At 67.8% G+C, this 18,066-nt stretch carries 22 protein-coding genes and 1 pseudogene; 11 read left to right on the top strand and 12 right to left on the bottom strand.

All coding sequences use genetic code 11. The annotated features are described in order from the left end of the window. Positions 1 to 44 precede the first annotated feature (44 nt). Both QJR12_RS11610 and QJR12_RS11605 read right to left on the bottom strand, forming a co-directional pair. Positions 45 to 371 carry a J domain-containing protein gene (locus QJR12_RS11610; protein ID WP_300582168.1) on the bottom strand — a complete coding sequence of 109 codons (327 nt, stop codon included), beginning with the start codon at positions 369 to 371 and terminating at the stop codon, positions 45 to 47. Between the two features lie 207 nt (positions 372 to 578). Then, positions 579 to 1,001 (bottom strand): HSP20 family small heat-shock protein, encoded by a 423-nt coding sequence (locus tag QJR12_RS11605; RefSeq protein WP_300582165.1) that lies wholly within the window; start codon positions 999 to 1,001, stop codon positions 579 to 581. Between the two features lie 274 nt (positions 1,002 to 1,275). On the opposite strand from QJR12_RS11605, the gene QJR12_RS11600 reads away from it, so the two are divergent. Both QJR12_RS11600 and QJR12_RS11595 read left to right on the top strand, forming a co-directional pair. Continuing rightward, positions 1,276 to 1,731, top strand: coding sequence for a helix-turn-helix transcriptional regulator (locus QJR12_RS11600; protein WP_300582162.1), 456 nt, complete (start codon positions 1,276 to 1,278; stop codon positions 1,729 to 1,731). Further along, on the top strand, positions 1,691 to 1,894 hold the full coding sequence (locus QJR12_RS11595; protein WP_300582160.1) for a hypothetical protein: 204 nt from the start codon (positions 1,691 to 1,693) through the stop codon (positions 1,892 to 1,894). The genes QJR12_RS11600 and QJR12_RS11595 overlap by 41 nt, the downstream gene beginning before the upstream one ends. 74 nt (positions 1,895 to 1,968) lie before the next feature. Here QJR12_RS11595 and QJR12_RS11590 read toward each other — a convergent pair whose 3' ends face one another. Continuing rightward, positions 1,969 to 2,283, bottom strand: coding sequence for an ANTAR domain-containing protein (locus QJR12_RS11590; protein ID WP_300582158.1), 315 nt, complete (start codon positions 2,281 to 2,283; stop codon positions 1,969 to 1,971). A 369-nt stretch (positions 2,284 to 2,652) separates the two neighbouring features. On the opposite strand from QJR12_RS11590, the gene QJR12_RS11585 reads away from it, so the two are divergent. From QJR12_RS11585 to QJR12_RS11575, 3 genes and pseudogenes are all read left to right on the top strand, one after another. After that, positions 2,653 to 3,879, top strand: a complete 1,227-nt coding sequence (locus tag QJR12_RS11585) for an IS110 family transposase (RefSeq protein WP_300576469.1) — start codon at positions 2,653 to 2,655, stop codon at positions 3,877 to 3,879. 391 nt (positions 3,880 to 4,270) lie between these two features. Further along, complete coding sequence (locus QJR12_RS11580; RefSeq protein ID WP_300582155.1) at positions 4,271 to 5,053, top strand: alpha/beta hydrolase; 783 nt, start codon at positions 4,271 to 4,273, stop codon at positions 5,051 to 5,053. 29 nt (positions 5,054 to 5,082) lie between these two features. Further along, positions 5,083 to 5,385, top strand: a pseudogene (locus tag QJR12_RS11575) (MGMT family protein); the annotation flags it as partial. A 45-nt stretch (positions 5,386 to 5,430) separates the two neighbouring features. Here the strand turns inward: QJR12_RS11575 and QJR12_RS11570 are convergent. From QJR12_RS11570 to QJR12_RS11560, 3 genes are all read right to left on the bottom strand, one after another. Next, entirely contained in the window at positions 5,431 to 6,285 is an 855-nt protein-coding gene (locus QJR12_RS11570; protein ID WP_300582464.1) for a TIGR02569 family protein, read from the bottom strand. 53 nt (positions 6,286 to 6,338) lie between these two features. Beyond that, complete coding sequence (moeZ, locus tag QJR12_RS11565) at positions 6,339 to 7,517, bottom strand: adenylyltransferase/sulfurtransferase MoeZ (RefSeq protein ID WP_300582153.1); 1,179 nt, start codon at positions 7,515 to 7,517, stop codon at positions 6,339 to 6,341. 269 nt (positions 7,518 to 7,786) lie between these two features. Next, complete coding sequence (locus QJR12_RS11560; RefSeq protein WP_300582460.1) at positions 7,787 to 8,767, bottom strand: DUF3152 domain-containing protein; 981 nt, start codon at positions 8,765 to 8,767, stop codon at positions 7,787 to 7,789. 233 nt (positions 8,768 to 9,000) lie between these two features. Between QJR12_RS11560 and QJR12_RS11555 the strand changes: the two genes are divergently transcribed. Next, positions 9,001 to 9,684, top strand: coding sequence for a TetR/AcrR family transcriptional regulator (locus tag QJR12_RS11555; protein WP_300582150.1), 684 nt, complete (start codon positions 9,001 to 9,003; stop codon positions 9,682 to 9,684). Positions 9,685 to 9,778: 94 nt separating this feature from the next. On the opposite strand, the gene QJR12_RS11550 is transcribed toward QJR12_RS11555, so the two are convergent. Further along, positions 9,779 to 10,018 carry a DUF3107 domain-containing protein gene (locus tag QJR12_RS11550; protein ID WP_300582147.1) on the bottom strand — a complete coding sequence of 80 codons (240 nt, stop codon included), beginning with the start codon at positions 10,016 to 10,018 and terminating at the stop codon, positions 9,779 to 9,781. Positions 10,019 to 10,313: 295 nt separating this feature from the next. Continuing rightward, complete coding sequence (locus QJR12_RS11545; protein ID WP_300582144.1) at positions 10,314 to 10,571, bottom strand: hypothetical protein; 258 nt, start codon at positions 10,569 to 10,571, stop codon at positions 10,314 to 10,316. A 79-nt stretch (positions 10,572 to 10,650) separates the two neighbouring features. Here QJR12_RS11545 and QJR12_RS11540 point away from each other — a divergent pair, with 79 nt between their 5' ends. Then, complete coding sequence (locus tag QJR12_RS11540) at positions 10,651 to 10,899, top strand: hypothetical protein (protein ID WP_300582141.1); 249 nt, start codon at positions 10,651 to 10,653, stop codon at positions 10,897 to 10,899. A gap of 39 nt (positions 10,900 to 10,938) precedes the next feature. Here QJR12_RS11540 and QJR12_RS11535 read toward each other — a convergent pair whose 3' ends face one another. Then, positions 10,939 to 11,634, bottom strand: coding sequence for a ferritin-like fold-containing protein (locus QJR12_RS11535; RefSeq protein WP_300582139.1), 696 nt, complete (start codon positions 11,632 to 11,634; stop codon positions 10,939 to 10,941). Positions 11,635 to 11,882: 248 nt separating this feature from the next. On the opposite strand from QJR12_RS11535, the gene QJR12_RS11530 reads away from it, so the two are divergent. Next, complete coding sequence (locus QJR12_RS11530; protein ID WP_300582136.1) at positions 11,883 to 13,367, top strand: DEAD/DEAH box helicase; 1,485 nt, start codon at positions 11,883 to 11,885, stop codon at positions 13,365 to 13,367. Between the two features lie 15 nt (positions 13,368 to 13,382). Beyond that, entirely contained in the window at positions 13,383 to 14,597 is a 1,215-nt protein-coding gene (locus tag QJR12_RS11525; RefSeq protein WP_300582134.1) for a PQQ-binding-like beta-propeller repeat protein, read from the top strand. 55 nt (positions 14,598 to 14,652) lie between these two features. On the opposite strand, the gene QJR12_RS11520 is transcribed toward QJR12_RS11525, so the two are convergent. Then, positions 14,653 to 15,453 (bottom strand): ParA family protein, encoded by an 801-nt coding sequence (locus tag QJR12_RS11520; RefSeq protein WP_300582131.1) that lies wholly within the window; start codon positions 15,451 to 15,453, stop codon positions 14,653 to 14,655. A gap of 68 nt (positions 15,454 to 15,521) precedes the next feature. Here QJR12_RS11520 and QJR12_RS11515 point away from each other — a divergent pair, with 68 nt between their 5' ends. Beyond that, the gene (locus QJR12_RS11515; protein ID WP_300582128.1) at positions 15,522 to 16,133 is read left to right on the top strand and encodes an acid phosphatase; all 612 of its coding nucleotides are present in this window, start codon (positions 15,522 to 15,524) and stop codon (positions 16,131 to 16,133) included. Continuing rightward, the gene (locus QJR12_RS11510) at positions 16,130 to 17,287 is read left to right on the top strand and encodes an isochorismate synthase (protein ID WP_300582126.1); all 1,158 of its coding nucleotides are present in this window, start codon (positions 16,130 to 16,132) and stop codon (positions 17,285 to 17,287) included. The genes QJR12_RS11515 and QJR12_RS11510 overlap by 4 nt, the downstream gene beginning before the upstream one ends. Before the next feature lie 144 nt (positions 17,288 to 17,431). On the opposite strand, the gene QJR12_RS11505 is transcribed toward QJR12_RS11510, so the two are convergent. Beyond that, on the bottom strand, positions 17,432 to 17,806 hold the full coding sequence (locus tag QJR12_RS11505; RefSeq protein ID WP_300582458.1) for a hypothetical protein: 375 nt from the start codon (positions 17,804 to 17,806) through the stop codon (positions 17,432 to 17,434). A 50-nt stretch (positions 17,807 to 17,856) separates the two neighbouring features. Next, complete coding sequence (locus QJR12_RS11500; RefSeq protein ID WP_300582123.1) at positions 17,857 to 18,066, bottom strand: hypothetical protein; 210 nt, start codon at positions 18,064 to 18,066, stop codon at positions 17,857 to 17,859.

Raw genomic sequence — 18,066 nt, 5'->3', positions numbered from 1 at the left:
CGACACCTAGACCTTGGCCGTCGCCGTGCGTGGGCGGGCCGCGGTTAACGGTGCCAGCGAACCGGCCCCGCCCACAGTGGAGGCCGATCATCCCGGGGTTGCACGCGGGTGACCACAATCCGAACCGGCCCGGTGGGCGTGCCGGCATGCTTCACCGGATGAGCGCTGCGATCGTATTCGGCGCGCCGGCACGGGTCGCGCAGCAGCGCATAGGCGGCAAGGATTTCTTGCAGCTTCTCATCGGCGCCGGTATTCGCGGGGTCGCGTCGGCTGTCGGGGTGAAAAGTACGCAATTGACGCCGGTAGGCACGGGTTATCTCGTCTTGCGTCGCGGTCGGCGACACACCCAGCACCGTGTAGGGGTCGGTCATCTGTGAATATCGCGCCTTTCGCCGCGCCGGCGTGAGATGCCCGGGTGCACGCGCTGAACACCTCGATGTTACCCGCGACCACCCGGATCGTCGACCGTCGACGCAGCACCTCCGCCGCTACCGACCGCGAGTATCCGGGAGTAAGGCGCGCCCGGCACCGGTGGGGAGCGTTCCCGGCTGACCGGCCGGGCGCGCGACCCGGGGTTGCTAGCCCTTAATCGCCGTACGCTCGCTGTCGTGGCTGATCGCGATGCGCCGCGGCTTTGCCTGCTCGGCCACCGGAATCGTGAGCCGCAACACCCCGTCATGGTAGCTGGCTTCGATCTTGTCGGTGTCCAGATTCTCTCCGAGAAACAGCTGCCTGCTGAACACGCCGCGCGGCCGCTCCGCCGAGACCATCTCCCGGCTCGGATCGAGTTCGGGGCGTTCCGCGCGGACGGTCAGCACGTTGCGCTCGACGTCGAGGTTAAGCGAGTCGGTCTTCACACCAGGCAAATCGAATTCGACGATAAACCGGTCGCCTTCCCGCCAGGCATCCATCGGCATCACCGCCGGACGGGCCGCCGTCCCCAGCACCTGTTGGGTCAGCCGGTCCAGCTCACGGAACGGATCGGTGCGGATCAACACCATGTTCACCTCCCGGGCTAGTGCAGATCATCTATGTCTGCGGACATAGCTTTGTAATACCACTTCGTGAAGACTTATGCAAGCATAAGATAGATATTTTCTTACCCTGAACCCGGATCAACCAGGCGTTAAACGGAATCCTTGCAGTGTGATGCGGATGTGGATGCCTCGGAGCCCGAACCGATACGGATCGACAGAGTGAGACAGTAGCGAGAGAAGGCCGGGTATAAACCTATGTTATGGTACATAGATTACCCATGTCTGACATGGTATCTTTATGTATGTGGACACTAACAGGTTTCCTCGCGACAGAGACCGCCATTCGAGCGATGACACCACCTCGCGGTCTGCGCGCGGCGTATACGGCATCTCGGTGGCATCCGAGCTGTCCGGAATCGGTCCGCAGACGTTGCGGCTCTACGAGCGCTGGGGACTGTTGAGGCCGTCCCGCACCCCTGGCGGCACCCGTCGTTACAGCGACGACGACCTCGACCGACTCAAGCAGATCACCGATTTGGTCCGGCAGGGTGTCAACCTTGCCGGTATCGCTCGGATACTGGATCTGGAAAGCCGAAACAGCCAACTGGAGTCTCACAACACCCAGTTGCGCTTGGATAATGCCAAGTTGAAGGCTGGTCAACGCGCGGCAGCTGGTAGCGTCGGGTCGAGAAGGGGAAGGAGGGGCTCGAACGATGGACGCCAGGGAAACCGCGGGGACCGGCGAAAAACCTGAAGCCGACGCGGCTGAACAACGAGCGATCGTTTCCGGGGACGATGCGGGCCTGGACATCTCCTATCTGACCGACATCAACGAGCGCGAAGCCAATGAGGCCGACCTGATCGATCAAGCGATTGTCGTCCCCATTCCTGACGAGGAGGGCGAATTCCCCCGCTGACAGCCCCGCGCGGTCGCGCCTAAACGGTAGCGGTCGCGCCTGAACGGTAGCGGGAGACCCGCCTTCCCTACCGTTTAGGCGTTCTCACCGGGCAGCGCCTCGGCGGGCGCGCGATCGCGCGCGCTAGCGCCAAACAAGTGGCCCCACGCGGTAAGGGCTGCGGCGACGGCGGGGTCATCGAGATTCTTGCCGTGTTGGCTTTCGGCGATGCTGACCAGCGCGCCCGCCAGCTCGACTGCGTTCACATTGTGTCGTTTAGCCGTTTGCATGATGTCGACAAACGCCTCGTCGAGCCGGCAGCGGCGCAGGGCGATGAGAACCCCTTCGGCGGTATCCAAAATCCGCGCGCCGACCCAGCGCGCCTCGCGAGGCCGACGCTCGTCGGGCATGGTTTGTTGCCTCCTAATCGGTTAGTAGGGATGGGTGCTGGTCGTGTTGACCGGGGTCTGTTTCTGGCGGGGTCTGCCGCCGGGTTGATGCCTGGTGTCTCCCGGCGTTCGACGCCTTGTGAAAGAGCGGCGCGCCTGGCGGCAGGTCACGTGTGTGGGTGGTGGGATGCTGTTGCCCGAGCTTGCCGCGGGGTTGACTTCCTGATGGTTGTTCCCGAGCCTTGAGCTCTTCGATAGAACGAGGTCTCGCGGTGGGCTGGAGTCACGGACGGCTACTGAGATGACGGACCATCGAGTCCTGCGATTAGGGCGCCGCACAACTCCGCCGGGGACAACACAATCACCGAGTACCGGAGGGATGCCTTGGCACTGTTTTGTGGAATTGATTGGGCCACTGATCATCACGATGTCGCGGTCGTCGACGACGACGGGCGTGTGGTGGCGCGCGGACGGGTCAGCAATGACGCGGCCGGCTTCGCCCAGCTGTTGACGCTGTTGGCCGATGCCGGCGACACCGCCGATGATCCGATCCCGGTGGGGATCGAAACCGACCGCGGGCTGTGGGTCGCTGCGCTGCGCGAGACCGGTCGGGTGATCTATCCGATCAACCCGCTGGCGGCCTCCCGCTATCGGGCGCGGTATGCGCTGTCGGGGGCCAAATCCGATGCCACCGACGCGGTGCTGCTGGCCAACATGGTGCGCACCGACCCCGACGCGCACCGCCCGCTGCCTGCCGACACCGAGCTGGCCCAGGCCATTAGGGTGCTGGCCCGGGCTCAGCAAGACGCGGTGTGGGCGCGCCAGCAGATCGGCAACCAGATCCGTGACCTGCTCAAGGACTTCTACCCGGCCGCGATCATCGCCTTTGCCGGGCTGCCCAGCGGGGGTTTGGCCCGCGCCGATGCCCGCGCCATCCTGGCCGCCGCACCCACTCCCGCCGAGGCTGCCCGGTTGACCCCGGCGCGGCTGCGCCGACTGCTGATCAAAGCCGGCCGCCGCCGCGACCTCGACCGCGACGTCGAGCGGCTGCGCGCGGTGTTCACCGGCACCTACCTGCACCAGCCGCCCGCAGTCGAAAACGCCATGGGCATTCAGCTGACGGCGCTGCTGCGCCAGTTCCAGGCCGCCAGCGCCGCCGCTGATGAGTTGACTGAGGCGGCGACCGCCCATTTTGAGCGACACCCGGACGCCGAGATCATCACCAGCTTTCCCGGGCTGGGGAAGCTGGCCGGCGCCCGGGTGCTGGCCGAGATCGGCGACGACCGAACCCGCTTCGCCGACGCCCGCGGATTGAAGGCCTTCGCCGGATCCGCCCCCATCACCCGAGCCAGCGGCAAGAAAACCATAGTGACACACCGCCATATCAAGAACCGGCGCCTGGCAACTGTCGGGTCGATCTGGGCGCTGGCCGCGCTGCGCAGCTCCCCGGGAGCCCGCCGCCACTACGACGCCCGCCGCGCGGCCGGAGACTGGAACCGCCAAGCCCAACGGCACCTGTTCAACAAGTTCCTCGGCCAGCTTCACCACTGCCTGCAAACCGGCCAGCCCTACGACGAACACCGGGCGTTTCCACCTCCTCTCCCACTCACGGCTTGACTTTCAACTTCCTGAGATGTCTTTCATCAGAGGGCACCACAGTGGGGCTTGACAGGGGTTGGGCCACTTTGACGTAGCCCTCCGTTGCCCGCGCTCAGGTGCTCAGGGTTTTCTGCGCTGCGGCTGGTCGTGGTCTCGCCAGGCCGCCATTCGCTTCCCCGACGGGTGGGTAGCGCTGTTCGACGGTTGTTGAGGGGCCGCTGCAATTCAGCCGGGGGATCACGAGGTCTCGGCATGGTCATCACCTCCCCGCTCATCGAGCCAGCTTGGTTTTGACGCCAGGTATAACTTGTGGCTCTGAACACATATTTCGCGCTGTCGGCATGCGGACCCGTCGCCGGATGCGGCGGGCCGGCCGACCGCGGGCGCACCCCCCTGGCACCATCTAGTCGTGAGCTGCGACCTCTACGTTCACCATTACGGACCGCCCGGCCCCCCGCGGGTGCTGGCACTACACGGGCTGACCGGCCACGGGCAGCGCTGGCAACGGCTGGCCTTCGACCACTTGGCGGAAATCGCTCTGGCCGCACCCGATCTGCTCGGCCATGGGAGGTCGTCATGGGCTGCACCATGGACCATCGACGCCAACGTCCGGGCGCTGGCCGCTGTGCTCGAGGAGCGCGCCGAGGCCCCGGTGCTGGTGGTTGGGCACTCGTTCGGCGGCGCGGTCGCGCTGCATCTGGCCGCCCAGCGCCCGGACCTGGTCACGGCGCTGGTGCTGCTGGACCCGGCGATCGGTTTGAACGGCGAGCGGGTGCGCGCGATCGCCGATGCGATGTTAGCCTCCCCTGACTATCCGAGCGCCACGGAAGCCCGCGCGGACAAGGCGGCGGGTGCCTGGGCTGACGTGGCGCCCGCCGTGCTTGACGCCGAGCTCGAGGAGCACCTGGTCGCGCTGCCCGATGGTCGCTACCGCTGGCGGATCAGCCTGCCGGCGATGATCTCCTACTGGAGTGAGCTAGCCCGTGCTATTGTGCTGCCGCACAAGGGAACTCCGACGACCCTTGTGCGGGCGAAGTGGACTTCTCCGCCGTATGTCGCCAGGGAGCTCGTCACCGGGCTTCGGCGGCAGCTGGGAGCCGACTTTCGGCTGCTGGATTTCGAGTGCCGGCACATGGTCGCGCAGGCCAAGCCCGCTGAAGTCGCCGCGGTGATCCGCGAGCAGATCCGCTGACTGCGATCGCTAACTGCTAACTGTTGACCATGGCGCGAGTTTCCGATGACCAGATCGAACGGGTCCGTGCGCTGGTGGCGGCCATCCCCGCGGGGCGGGTCGCCACCTATGGCGATATCGCCGCCGCGGCCGGACTTGCCAGTCCGCGGATCGTCGGATGGGTCATGCGCACCGACTCCGGCGACCTGCCCTGGCACCGGGTGATCAGCGCATCCGGACGCCCGGCTCGGCATCTCGCCGCCCGGCAGCTGGAACTATTGCGTGCCGAAGGGGTACTGAGTGTCGGTGGCCGGGTTGCGTTGCGTGAGGCCCGTTACGACTTCTCTTCCGGCGACGATGCGGCCGGGTTACGGTCGGGGAGGAGCCGGGCAATGGGGTTAGAGCATCAGCCGGACCAGAGCCGCGGTGCGAGCCAGCCCCGGAAAGGCGTCCGCAGTGGACCGCGGGTGCAACGCATGAACCGCTAGGCGGAATATCAACGCACGCAACAACATTTGTGGCCATTCCGGTAGCGCACTCCACCGCTCGATCAGCCCGTCGTCGGCGTCACCCCAGGAAAGTGCGTCGACGACGACCACTCCCGCCGCCCACGAGGCGGGTCGCCAGTAGGGCGTGATGTCGGTGATCCCGGGCGCCGCGGTACCCTCGAAAAGCACCGTCCCATAAAGGTCTCCGTGCACCAGTTGACTGGGGCTCTTCGTTGGCCTGCGCAGCCCGGCGAGCTGGTTGATCAGATCAACGGACCGCTGCCCGTCGGCCGTCGCGGGGGCCACCTGCGCCGCCGGTGGAACGGATTGCAACGGCCGCTCCTCCCACGCGGCACGGTCGGCGGCGATGAAAACATCGACATCCGCCCACGGCAGCGTGGGCCCTTGGGTGAGAAACCGGGGCCGCTCCAGTTTGGCCGTGGCCTCATGCAGCCGCACCGCGGTCGAGACGACTTCGTCGTGCCGGGGCTCCGGTGCGCCGGCCACGAAGGTATCTGCCCGCCAGCCGGAAATCACGTAGCGCCCGTCGGTGGAGCGGACCGGCCGGGCCAGACGCACACCGTCGACGAAAAGGGTCTCCCGTACCCGCGCCGACCAGGCGGCGCGGGCGTGGTCGACCACCATCGACAGCACCGCCTCACCGCACCGCCAGCCGCCTTCCCACCCGTCACCCAGCGGCACCGGGCGCACACCGCTCAGGCCGAACGCCGCCAAAACGTGCTCGGGCGGCCGCTCGACACTCAAACGGTCCTCGACACTCACAGGCTCAGGGTAACCGCGCTGAACTCCCGCAATGATCAATACATCACCATGTCGGGCTGGATCTGCTTGGCCCACGCCACGATGCCGCCCTGCAAGTGAACCGCGTCGGAGAAACCCGCCTTCTTCACCGCGGCCAGCGCCTCCGCGGAGCGCACCCCCGTCTTGCAGTACAGCACCGGTGTCCGATCCTGCGGCAGCCTGGCCAGACCCTCACCGGAGTTGATCAACGATTGCGGGATCAACTGCGCGCCGTCGATCCGGTTGATGGCCCACTCCACCGGCTCGCGGACGTCGATCAGGGCCAGCTTCTTGCCGGAGTCCAGCAGCTCACGCAGCTCACGGGGAGTGATGCTGGACCCGGCGGCCGCGTTGGCGGCCTCGTCGGACACCACACCGCAGAACTCCTCGTAGTCGACCAACTCGGTGATCTTGGGAGTCGACGGATCTTTGCGGATCGTGATCGTGCGATAGCTCATCTCCAGGGCGTCGTATATCAGCAGCCGGCCGAGCAACGGCTCACCGATCCCGGTGATCAGCTTGATGGCCTCGGTGCCCATCACCGACGCGATGGACGCGCACAAGATGCCCAGCACACCGCCCTCGGCGCAGGACGGCACCATGCCGGGCGGCGGTGGTGCCGGGTACAGGTCGCGGTAGTTAAGACCGCGCCCGCCCGGTGCATCCTCCCAGAACACCGAGACCTGACCCTCGAAGCGGTAGATCGACCCCCACACGTACGGCTTATGCGCCAGCACGGCGGCATCGTTGACCAGATACCGGGTGGCGAAGTTATCGGTGCCGTCCAGGATCAGGTCATACTGCTGGAACAGATCGACGGCGTTCGCCGGCTGCAGCCGCACCTCATGCACGTGCACCTGCACCAGCGGGTTGATCTCGGCGATCGAGTCACGTGCCGACTGCCCCTTGGGTCGGCCGACATCGGACATGCCGTGGATGATCTGGCGCTGCAGGTTCGACTCGTCGACGACATCATCGTCAACGATGCCGATGGTGCCGACGCCGGCCGCGGCCAGATACAGCAACGCCGGCGCCCCCAGCCCACCGGCCCCGATCACCAGAACCCGGGCGTTTTTCAGCCGTTTCTGCCCGTCCACGCCCAAGTCGGGGATGATGAGATGCCGACTGTAGCGGGCAACTTCTTCTCGGGTCAGCTCGGCCGCCGGCTCCACCAGCGGCGGCAACGATGTCGACACCACTGTCTCCTCGTTATCTCCTCTTTCTGATTTCTCGGCTCGCTCCTCCGCCGATGCTCGGCCCACCTGCCCAGGCAATGTCGCGTTTCGCACCAGTGCTAACCACCACCATCACAGCAGTTCTCTTTGTCCACGGCAAACAGGGGTAAACAGGTCAACGGTAACGGGACCGGGCAGCTTCCCGCCGACCGGATCCGCCGACCGGATCCCAGTGGCGTCGGTCCGCCTCCCGATTTGCCGGCTCACCGCCCGGTCTGGTCGCAGCCGAATCAGGCGGTCGGATAGGGCCAGGGATTGTAGCGACAGGTCTTGCCGTCCGGCTTGACCCATTCGGGGTCGAACTTCGCGGCATCGTCATCGGCGGTGGAAAACGTCTGCTGCATCATCACCGGCGCGAGCCCGCCCTGCTTGTCGCATGCCTCGTGGCGCAGATACCCGATCGCATGGCCGACCTCATGGTTGATCACATACTGCCGGTAGGAGCCCACATCGCCCTCGAAGGGGGCCGCCCCGCGGACCCACCGCGCCTCGTTGATGAATACCCTCGCCTGACCCGCGGGCCCGAACGACGGGTTGTAGCAGGACGTCTCCAGCGGGAACTCGTAACCGCATCCCTCACGCACCGTCATCGGGGTCGCCAACGAGATCCGAAAGTCCGGATTTCCGCTATCGACCCTGGTAAACGCAAACTGTGGATTGTGCGTCCAGCCTTTGGGATTGGCCAGCGTCTGGTCGACCATCCGGGCGAACGCATCGTCGCCGCCGAACATCGCCGGATCGATGCCGTTTTCGACCTCCACCGTGTAGCTGAACACCTTGGCGGTGCCGCGGCCGACCTGCGGCTCGGTGCCCGGAATGACATGCCAGCTCTTGTCACCGGCCGAGGTGAACGGACCGCCGTCCGGCAGCATCCCGGTGGGCAGGCCGGCGTCGAGGCGGCCCAGGCCAGGGGGTGGCGCGTCGATGATCGCCGTGCCCACCGCCCCGATGGCCGGGGGCCCCTGAGCCGGTCCCCGCGACGCCGGGGCCGGCGCGCTGGTCCCGGTCACCGTCTGGTACACCACCACCGCCGTGAGCACCACCAGGAGCGGCAGCGCGTACGCGCGCCACCCGTAGGTGGACACGAAGCGACCCAGCCGGGTTTGTTTGCGCCACCGGCGCCGGTCGCGGTCGGTCCGTGACCGGCCGGAACTCCCGGCGAGGGGGTCACGCTGCGCGCGTAATGGCTCTCGCCAGTCGTCGCGGAGCATCGGCAGCCGCCCGGTGCTTTGCCAGTGCCGCGACGATGTCACAGCCCCAGGATGACACAGCCGCGGCACGCTGTGACCTGCGGCGCGCCTGATAGTCCCGGCGGCCCTTTGCGCCGGCCAGGGCATCGCGCCGGTGATGCGGGGGAACCAACCCAACGGTAGTAGTGTCGGTGCGACGAGCCGCCTGCGAGGAGCGACAGCCCGCGGCGACCCCAACTCACATTGAGGACTCGATGAGCGATCTCGCCAACGCGGCGGCACCGGGCGCCGGGAAACCGTCCGACAGCGATGCGTCATCGGACAACGCGGCCATCAACCGACGCGGCAACCGACTGCCCCGAGACGAGCGCCGAAGCCAACTGCTTGTCGCCGCCAGCGAGGTTTTCGTCGACCGCGGCTACCACGCGGCCGGCATGGACGAAATCGCCGAGCGGGCTGGAGTTAGTAAACCTGTTCTGTACCAACACTTTTCAAGTAAGCTGGAACTGTATTTGGCGGTGCTGAAGCGGCATGTGGACAATCTGGTGTCCAGCGTGCGCCAAGCGTTGCGCACCACAACCGACAACCGGCAACGATTACGCGCGGCGGTGCAGGCGTTCTTCGACTTCATCGAGCATGAGAACCAGGGGTACCGGCTCATCTTCGAAAACGACTACGTCAACGAGCCACAGGTCGCGGCACAGGTGCGGGTGGCCACCGAGGCGTGCACCGACGCGGTGTTCGACCTGATCAGTGCCGATTCCGGGCTGGAGCCCCATCGGGCGCGGATGATCGCGGTCGGACTAGTGGGCATCAGCGTAGACTGCGCCAGGTACTGGCTGGACGCCGATCGTCCGATCTCCAAAGAAGAAGCCGTGGAGGGCACCGTGCAGTTCGCCTGGGGCGGGCTCTCACACGTGCCGCTCACCCGTTCCTAACGCTTACCCGTTCCTAAAAAGGTGGCCGCCCCACGCCTCCCCAGGCTGCGTTACGGCCCGTATCGTCGTCGGGCCAGGTGGGGGCTCGACGGGGCTAGGCGGACTCCACCGCGATCCCGAAACCCACCCGGCGCACGTCGGCGACACCGATCTCGACGTAGGCGATCTTGGCGGTGTTGATCAAAAACCGGCGTCCTCTCTCGTCGGACAGGCTCAGCACGTCGGAGTCCTTGCGCAGGGCGGCGGTGACCAATGCTTCGACCTCATCGGGTGTTTGCCTCGTCGTGAATATCAGCTCGCGGGGGCTGTCCGTGATACCGATCTTGACCTCCACGCCGGTCCCTTCCGTCCACCTGTAGACAAAGCTTCAGACAACACCGTCTTAGCAGCAGGCTAGTGGACGCACGCGGCAGATGGGACCCGGCCGCCCGGAGCACCGGGGCGGCAATCCGGCATCACCACTGCCGCAGCGATCGCCCGACACGCCCAGACATCACGTAGGCACGGTCAAGAGCCATCGATATCATCAGCATCATCAGCACCACCAACCACCTCGGCATCGCCGTCGAAGATTCCCCGGACGATGACGCGGCCCGCACCGACGACGGGTCCGCGGCGGCGGACGGCCATCACTGGCGCCCGGTCGCCGCAATCGCCGGCGGTGTGCTGGTGCTCGCCGTCATCGCCACCGTCGTCATCGTCAACGGGGGGGACAGCGCGTCAATTACCGCCACCGTGGTTCCCTCACCGAGCCGAACCGTGACCGCCGTGCCGCGGCCGGCAAACCCGACAACGGCGCCCACCGCCGTGCTCCCCCCCGAAACGGTTACCACCGTGGTACCGCCGCCTTCCACGACGCCCACCGCGGGTCCCGTCGAAACCCCCACCGCGGAACCGAGCGCCCCACCGCCGGCAGCCAGCCCGCCCGCACCGCCTGCCGTGAATCCGCGCGCCGTCGTCTACACGGTGACCGGGACCAAACAACTCCTCGATTTGGTGACCGTGATCTACACCGACGCCCAGGGCCTGCCCCGCACCGACTTCAACGTGGCGCTGCCATGGCGAAAGACCGTGGTCCTCGACCCCGGGGTACAGACCCGCTCCGTCGTCGCGACCAGCCTGTACGCCCGGCTCAACTGCGCGATCATCGACGCCGAGGGTCAGACGATCGTGGCGTCCACCGGCAATACGATGATCGCAACCTGCACCCGCTGACCTTCCGGCTCGCCCGGGGCGAGCGACGGCACCAGCGGGTTACCGCAGGCCCAGTTCGCGCATTCGCCTGTCGTGGGTTTGCTGGAGACGGTCGAAAAACGCCCCCAGTTGGCTCAGCCCTTCCGCGGCGGACAGCACCAGATCCGCCAGCTCGTCGTGCAGGGCCAGCACGTATTGGGCCTGGGTGACCGCCTCACCGAGCAGGCGTCGGGACCACAGCGCAAGCCGGCTGCGCTGCTTGGCGCTCGACGTCACCGCGGCCCGCACTTCGGCGATAACGAATTGCGAGTGCCCGGTCTCCGCCAGCGCTGCCCGCACCACATCGGCGACCTCGTCGGGCAACCCGTCGGCGATCTCCAGGTAGAAATCGGCGGCCAGGGCGTCGCCGACATAGGTCTTCACCAAAGCCTCCAGCCAGGTGCTCGGCGTGGTCAGCCGGTGGTAGTCGTCGAGCACCGACGCGTACCTGGCCATCGCCGGTATCACGTCGACACCGCGGCGCTCCAGGGCTTCGCGTAACAGTTCGTAGTGCCCCATCTCGGCGGCCGCCATTCTCGCCATCGAAATCCGCCCCCGCAGGTCCGGTGCCATCCGCGCCTCCTCGGCAAGTCGGTAAAACGCGGCCACCTCGCCGTAGGCCAGCACCGCGAACAGCTCGTTGACCCCGGGATGATCCGCGGGCAGGCGCGGCGCAGGTGGATCGGTCGCCCGATCGGCACCCGACAGCGAAGACATGGCAACACTCTAGTCGGCGCGTTGGCCGGCGTACGCTGCGCGAAGCGGGACCGCGGCGACCGACCCGCTACTATGAGATGTAGCGGCTGTTTCGTTACGGCCGCTAATGCGAAATGTGCGTGCACGGTTGGCCCGCCTGATTCAGCGCAGGGCCCGCGACTCGGCAACGTCTTCGGGAGTCCGCTCGTGCGCGCGTGGACCGCGACGAGACGTGACCAACCGAAAACCGAAAGGCCCATTGCCTGCGCATGACCCACCTTCCAACGACAACTCATCCCACGTTTGCCGAACTCGGGGTCCGCGACGAAATAGTGCGCGCGCTCGCCGACGACGGCATTGACCGTCCCTTTGCCATTCAGGAGCTGACACTGCCGCTGGCGCTCGCCGGCGAGGACGTCATCGGTCAGGCCCGCACCGGCATGGGTAAAACCCTCGCGTTCGGGGTGCCGCTGCTTCAGCGCGTTACCGCGCCGGCCAGCGCGCAGCCGCTGACCGGCATTCCACGGGCCCTGGTCGTGGTGCCCACCCGCGAGCTGTGCTTGCAGGTGACCGGTGACCTGGCGGCCGCGGCCAAGTACCTCACCACCCCCGACGGCCGCCGAACGTCGGTGGTGGCCATTTATGGCGGGCGTGCCTACGAGCCGCAAATCAACGGACTGCGCGCCGGTGCCGACGTGGTGGTGGGGACCCCGGGCCGGCTGCTTGACCTGGCCCAGCAGGGCCATCTGCGGCTGGGCGGGGTGTCGGTGCTGGTGCTCGACGAAGCTGACGAGATGCTCGACCTGGGTTTCCTACCCGACATCGAGCGCCTCTTGCGCCAGATCCCGGACAACCGGCAGTCGATGCTGTTCTCGGCGACCATGCCGGATACGGTCATCAGGCTGGCGCGGACATTCATGAGCCGGCCCACCCACATACGCGCCGAGGCACCGCACAGCTCGGCCGTGCATGACGCCACCGAACAGTTCGTGTACCGCGCTCACGCGCTGGACAAGGTGGAGTTGGTCAGCCGGATACTGCAGGCCCGGGACCGCGGCGCCACCATGATTTTCACTCGTACCAAGCGCACCGCACAGAAGGTGGCAGACGAGCTGGCCGAACGTGGCTTCAAGGCCGGCGCGGTGCACGGTGATCTCGGACAGGCGGCCCGGGAGAAGGCGCTGGCGGCGTTTCGCACCGGCAGGATCGACGTGCTGGTCGCTACCGACGTGGCCGCTCGCGGTCTGGACATCGACGAGGTCACCCACGTCATCAACTACCAGTGCCCGGACGACGAGCACAACTACGTGCACCGCATCGGCCGCACCGGCCGGGCCGGCCGCGCCGGGATCGCCGTCACCCTCGTCGACTGGGACGAGCTGGAGCGTTGGGCGATGATCGACAAAGCACTGGGTCTGGGCTGCCCGGTGCCGGCCGAGACCTACTCCAGCTCGCCGCATCTATACACCGAGTTGAACATTCCGGCCGATGCCGGCGGCAGCGTCGGCGGGGCCGGCTCCTCTGCGGTCGACCGCCACCAGCCCGACCCCGAGCGCCGGCGGTCGCGCACCATCCGACCCCGCAACCGGGTCCGGTCGCGACGGCGCACCCGCGGTGGCAAACCCGTGACCGGCCACGCCGGCACCGCCGGCGAGGCCGCCCCGCAGCCGCAGTCCGATGCCGTGCGCCACAGTCGCCGCCGGCGCCCGCACCGGGCAGCGCCGCCGGAAGTACTGGCCGCCGGCGCTAACTGAGCTGCCGGGCGGGGCATGGTCAGACCCGAACGCCGCACCACAGCCGATGTGGCGGCCGCTGTGGCGATCGCGGTCGTGGTGGCCACGGTCGCGGCCCTGATCTGGTGGACCAGCGACGCCCGGGCCACCATCAGCCGGCCGGCCACCCAACTGCCACCCCCGCCGGTACCGGCCCGGGCGGTGCCGGACGCGCTGCGTCAGCTTTGGACCGCCACCAGCACCGCCACCGCTCGGCCCGTGGTGGTGAGCGGCACGGTCGTCACCGGCGAGGGACGGGAGGTCGACGGCCGCGATCCGGCCACCGGCAAGGTGCGCTGGAGCTACTCGCGTGACAGCGACTTGTGCGCGGTGTCCTGGGTTTATCGCTACGCCGTCGCGGTGTATCGGGACGACCGTGGCTGCGGCCAGGTGAGCACCATCGACGCGACCACCGGGCGTCGCGGGCCGGCCCGCACCGGCTACGCCGACGACCACGTGCACGTCAGCTCCGACGGGACGACGGTTTTATCGGTGGGCGACACTCGACTGGAACTGTGGCGCTCGGACATGGTCCGGATGCTGTCCTACGGCGAGACCGACGCCCGGGTGAAACCCTCGGCGCGGGGGCTGCACAGCGGATGCACCCTGGTCTCGGCGGCGGCCAGCTCGTCAGCGGCCGCGGTGCTTGAGGCCTGCGGTCAGCAGACCGGTCTGCGGCTCGTCCTGCTGCGCCCGGGCAAGGAAGAGGACGAACCCGAGCAACGCGTTGTCCCGGAGCCGGGGATCGGCGCGGATTCCAATGCCCGCGTGCTGACCGTCTCGGACACCACCACGGCGGTATATCTGCCGTCCCCGACGCCCAGAGTCGAGGTGATCGACGAGACCGGCACCACGGTCGCCAGCACCCTGCTGCCGCACCCGGCCGCGCCGTCGACGGCGGTGTCGCGGCCCGGCAACCTGGTGAGCTGGTGGACGGGCGATGCCGTGATGGTGTTCGACGCGGCGAGCCTGACGTACCGCTACACCATTGCCGCGGCTGGGCCCGCCGTCCCGATCGGACCGGCCACGATCATGGCGGGCCGGCTGCTGGTCCCGGTCACCGGGGGCATGGGGGTCTACGACCCGGTCAGTGGCGCCAATGAGCGCTACCTGCCGGTCAGCCGGGGGCCTGCCAAATCGGCGGTGATCCCGGCCGTCTCCGGGACGCGGGTGTTCGAGCAACGCGACACCGTGGTGGTCGCTCTGGGTTGAACGGGTTTTACCGGGCGGTCTCGGCGCGGACCACCGCCGACGGGTCACCCGAACGTCAGAGCGGCACGGTGAACGTGGGTAGCGACCGGCCGGATTTCCAATGCTCGAGCAGCGCCAGCGCCAGCTCGCGGTAGGCCTGTGCGCCTTTGTTCTTGCGGGCGGCCAGCACCGACGCCCCCGACGCGGTGGCCTCGGCGAACCGCACCGTGCGCGGGATGGGCGGGGCCAGCACCGGCAGGTCGTAGCGGTCGGCGACATCAAGCAGGACGTCGCGGGTGTGGGTGGTGCGAGAGTCGTAGAGCGTGGGCAACGCACCCAGCAACCGCAGGCGGGGGTTGGTGATCTGCTGCACGTCGGCGACGGTACGCAGGAATTGGCCGACGCCGCGGTGCGCCAGGGTCTCGCACTGCAGCGGAACGATCACTTCGTCGGCGGCCGTCAACCCGTTGAGGGTCAGCACCCCCAGCGAGGGCGGGCAGTCGATGACGACGACGTCGAACTGCCCGGACAGCTTGTCCAGCGCGCGTTTGAGCGCGTACTCGCGGCCGGCGCGCATCAGCAGCATCGCCTCCGCACCGGCCAGGTCGATGTTGGCCGGGAGCAAAATCATGCCCTCCGCTGTGGTCACCAGCACCGCGGCCGGCTCGACCTCGCCGAGCAGCACTTCGTGCACCGATACCGGCAGCTTGTCCGGGTCGTGTCCCAGCGAGAACGTCAGACAGCCTTGCGGATCAAGGTCGACGAGCAGCACCCGCTGGCCCTCCGCCACCATCGCGGCACCCAGCGAGGCCACCGTCGTCGTCTTGGCCACCCCACCCTTTTGGTTGGCCACCGCCAGTATCCGGGTCTTCGTCACACCGACATCCTGGCACTTTCTCGTCCTGCCGCGAGCCAAGTAGCGAAGGTGCGGCACAATCGATCCGCATGGGCGTGCAGAACCACCGGCTGGTGTTGTTACGGCACGGAGAGACCGAGTGGTCGCAGTCCGGCCGGCACACCGGGCGCACCGAGCTGGAGTTGACCGCCACCGGGCGGAAACGGGCCCAAGCGGCCGCCGGGATCCTGAAGCGGTTGCAGCTCGACAACCCGACGGTGATCTGCAGCCCGCGTCGGCGCGCGCTGGCCACCGCCGAGTTGGCCGGGCTGCTTGTCGACGAGGTAACCGAGCTGATTGCCGAATGGGACTACGGCTCCTACGAGGGGTTGACCACGGAGCAGGTCCGGCAATCGGTGCCCGACTGGCTGGTGTGGACGCACGGGTGCCCCGGCGGGGAAAGCGTGGCCCAGGTCCGCGATCGCGCCGATGAAGCCATCGGGGTGGGGTTGCGGCACATGCGATCACGCGACGTGGTGTTCGTCGGCCACGGCCATTTCTCCCGCGCGGTGATCGCCCGCTGGCTCCAGCTGGCGCTGGCCGAGGGGCTGCGCTTCAGCATGGCGGCCGGGTCGATCGCGGTGTGTGGTTTCGAGCATGGGGCGCATCAATTGGTCGCGCTCGGGCTGGCCGGCTGCCCGGATCCGGTTGCACCAGGGTGACCGGTGATACGGGGGCGGGGTCCGTGGAACCGCCGTTCACGCTGTGCGGGCCAGACGGGACCCTGATCGCCGACCGCGTGACGGCCTGTTATTCCGAGGTCACCGCCGCCCAATCAGCGCTGCGGTCTACCAGGGTGCCGATGCTGGTGGGCGCGTTACCGTTCGACGTGACCAGACCGGTCGCGTTGATGGTGCCCGACGCCGTGCGGCGCACCGGCGGGCCGCCTGACTGGCCGGACGCGCCCTTGCCGGCGACGCGTATCGCCGCGGCGTTACCCCCGCCCGAGCAGCACCGCATCCGGATCTGCCAGGCACGGGATCAGCTGGCGGCGACCGATTCCGGGTTGCGTAAAGTAGTGCTCGCTCGCGCGTTACGGCTGCTCGCCGACGGCCCGTTGGACGGCCGGATCATCTTGCGCCGGCTGCTCACCACCGATCCGGCCGCTTTCGGGTATCTGGTGGACCTGTCGGCGGCCGGCCCAGGCTATTCGGGTAGCGCCCTGGTCGGCGCCAGTCCGGAGCTGCTGGTCGCCCGCCAGGGCGACCGGGTGACGTGCCAGCCGTTCGCCGGTTCGGCGCCACGCGCTGACGACCCTGAGCTTGATGTCGCCATTGGTGCCGCTTTGGCCGCGTCGACCAAGAATCGCCGCGAACACCAACTGGTCGTGGACGCCATGCATGACGTCCTGCGCCCACTGTGCACCCGGCTGACGATCGCGCCCAGGCCCCAATTGCGCCGCACCGCGGCGCTGTGGCATCTGTGCACACCGATCACCGGTCTGTTACGTGACACTTCCACCACCGCAATGGATCTGGCGTTGGCACTGCATCCGACCCCGGCGGTCGGCGGTGTCCCGGCGGATGCCGCGTCCGGGCTCATCGCCGCGCTGGAAGGCGACCGTGGTTTCTACGCCGGAGCGGTTGGCTGGTGCGACATGCGGGGAGATGGCCGGTGGGTAGTATCCATCCGCTGCGCGCAACTGTCGGCCGACCGCCGCAGCGCGCTCGCCCATGCCGGCGGCGGCATCGTCGCCGAATCCGACCCTGATGAGGAAATTGACGAGACAACAACGAAATTCGCGACGATATTGACCGCCCTGGGAGTAGCGCAGGAGGTGCACACATCAGCCAGGCCGTACCGCACCCGTCGATGACTGCCGCCGGACGGCGCGATTCGGTGAAGGCTGAGCGAGCGCAGCACCTATCGGCGTGTGATCAGCGAAACACAAATCCACGCAGCACGTTTGGGGCAGTCCGAGGATGAACAAGCACAGCCGCTGCGCAACTGAATCGGCGAATCAGCGCTCGGCTCTCCGCGAGCGATTGGCGAAGCCGGCCAGATCGTGTTGCTCGCCGCTGGCCGCCCAGCGCACTGCGGGCGGGCTGAAGAGCAACGCCAACACCGCCACCACCATGATCCCCGCCGGGATCGCGAACTCCGGCCGGTGCGAGTCCACCGCGAGATGCCAGGTGACGGGCAGCAGAAGCAACTGCGTGAAAACCGCCGGCCCACGTCCCCAACGCTTGCCGGCCAACAGCCCGCATCCGGCGGCAAATACCCCGGCACCGGCCAGAACGAACCACACCGCGGTGCCGAAACCGTTGACCAGGCGCTGGTCGGCTCCGGCCAAGCCACGCACAACCAGAGCCGCGGCGACCCCCAGTGCGGCCATGCCCTGTACCGCGACGATCAGTCCCGCCCCGCGTACCGTGGCCGGAACAATCACGCCACCAGCGTAGCCTCCTCCCCGGGTCGCTCCACGACCCGCATCGTCGCCGGGCCCACCCCAACCGCCCGCTCCTCCCCGGGTCGCTCCACGACCCGCATCGTCGCCGGGCCCACCCCAACCGCCCGCTCCTCCCCGGGTCGCTCCACGACCCGCATCGTCGCCGGGCCCACCCCAACCGCCCGCTCCTCCCCGGGTCGCTCCAC

Source organism: Mycobacterium sp., assembly GCF_029961025.1.
In the GTDB taxonomy this organism is placed as follows: domain Bacteria; phylum Actinomycetota; class Actinomycetes; order Mycobacteriales; family Mycobacteriaceae; genus Mycobacterium.
This window is presented reverse-complemented; position numbering and strand designations above follow the sequence as displayed.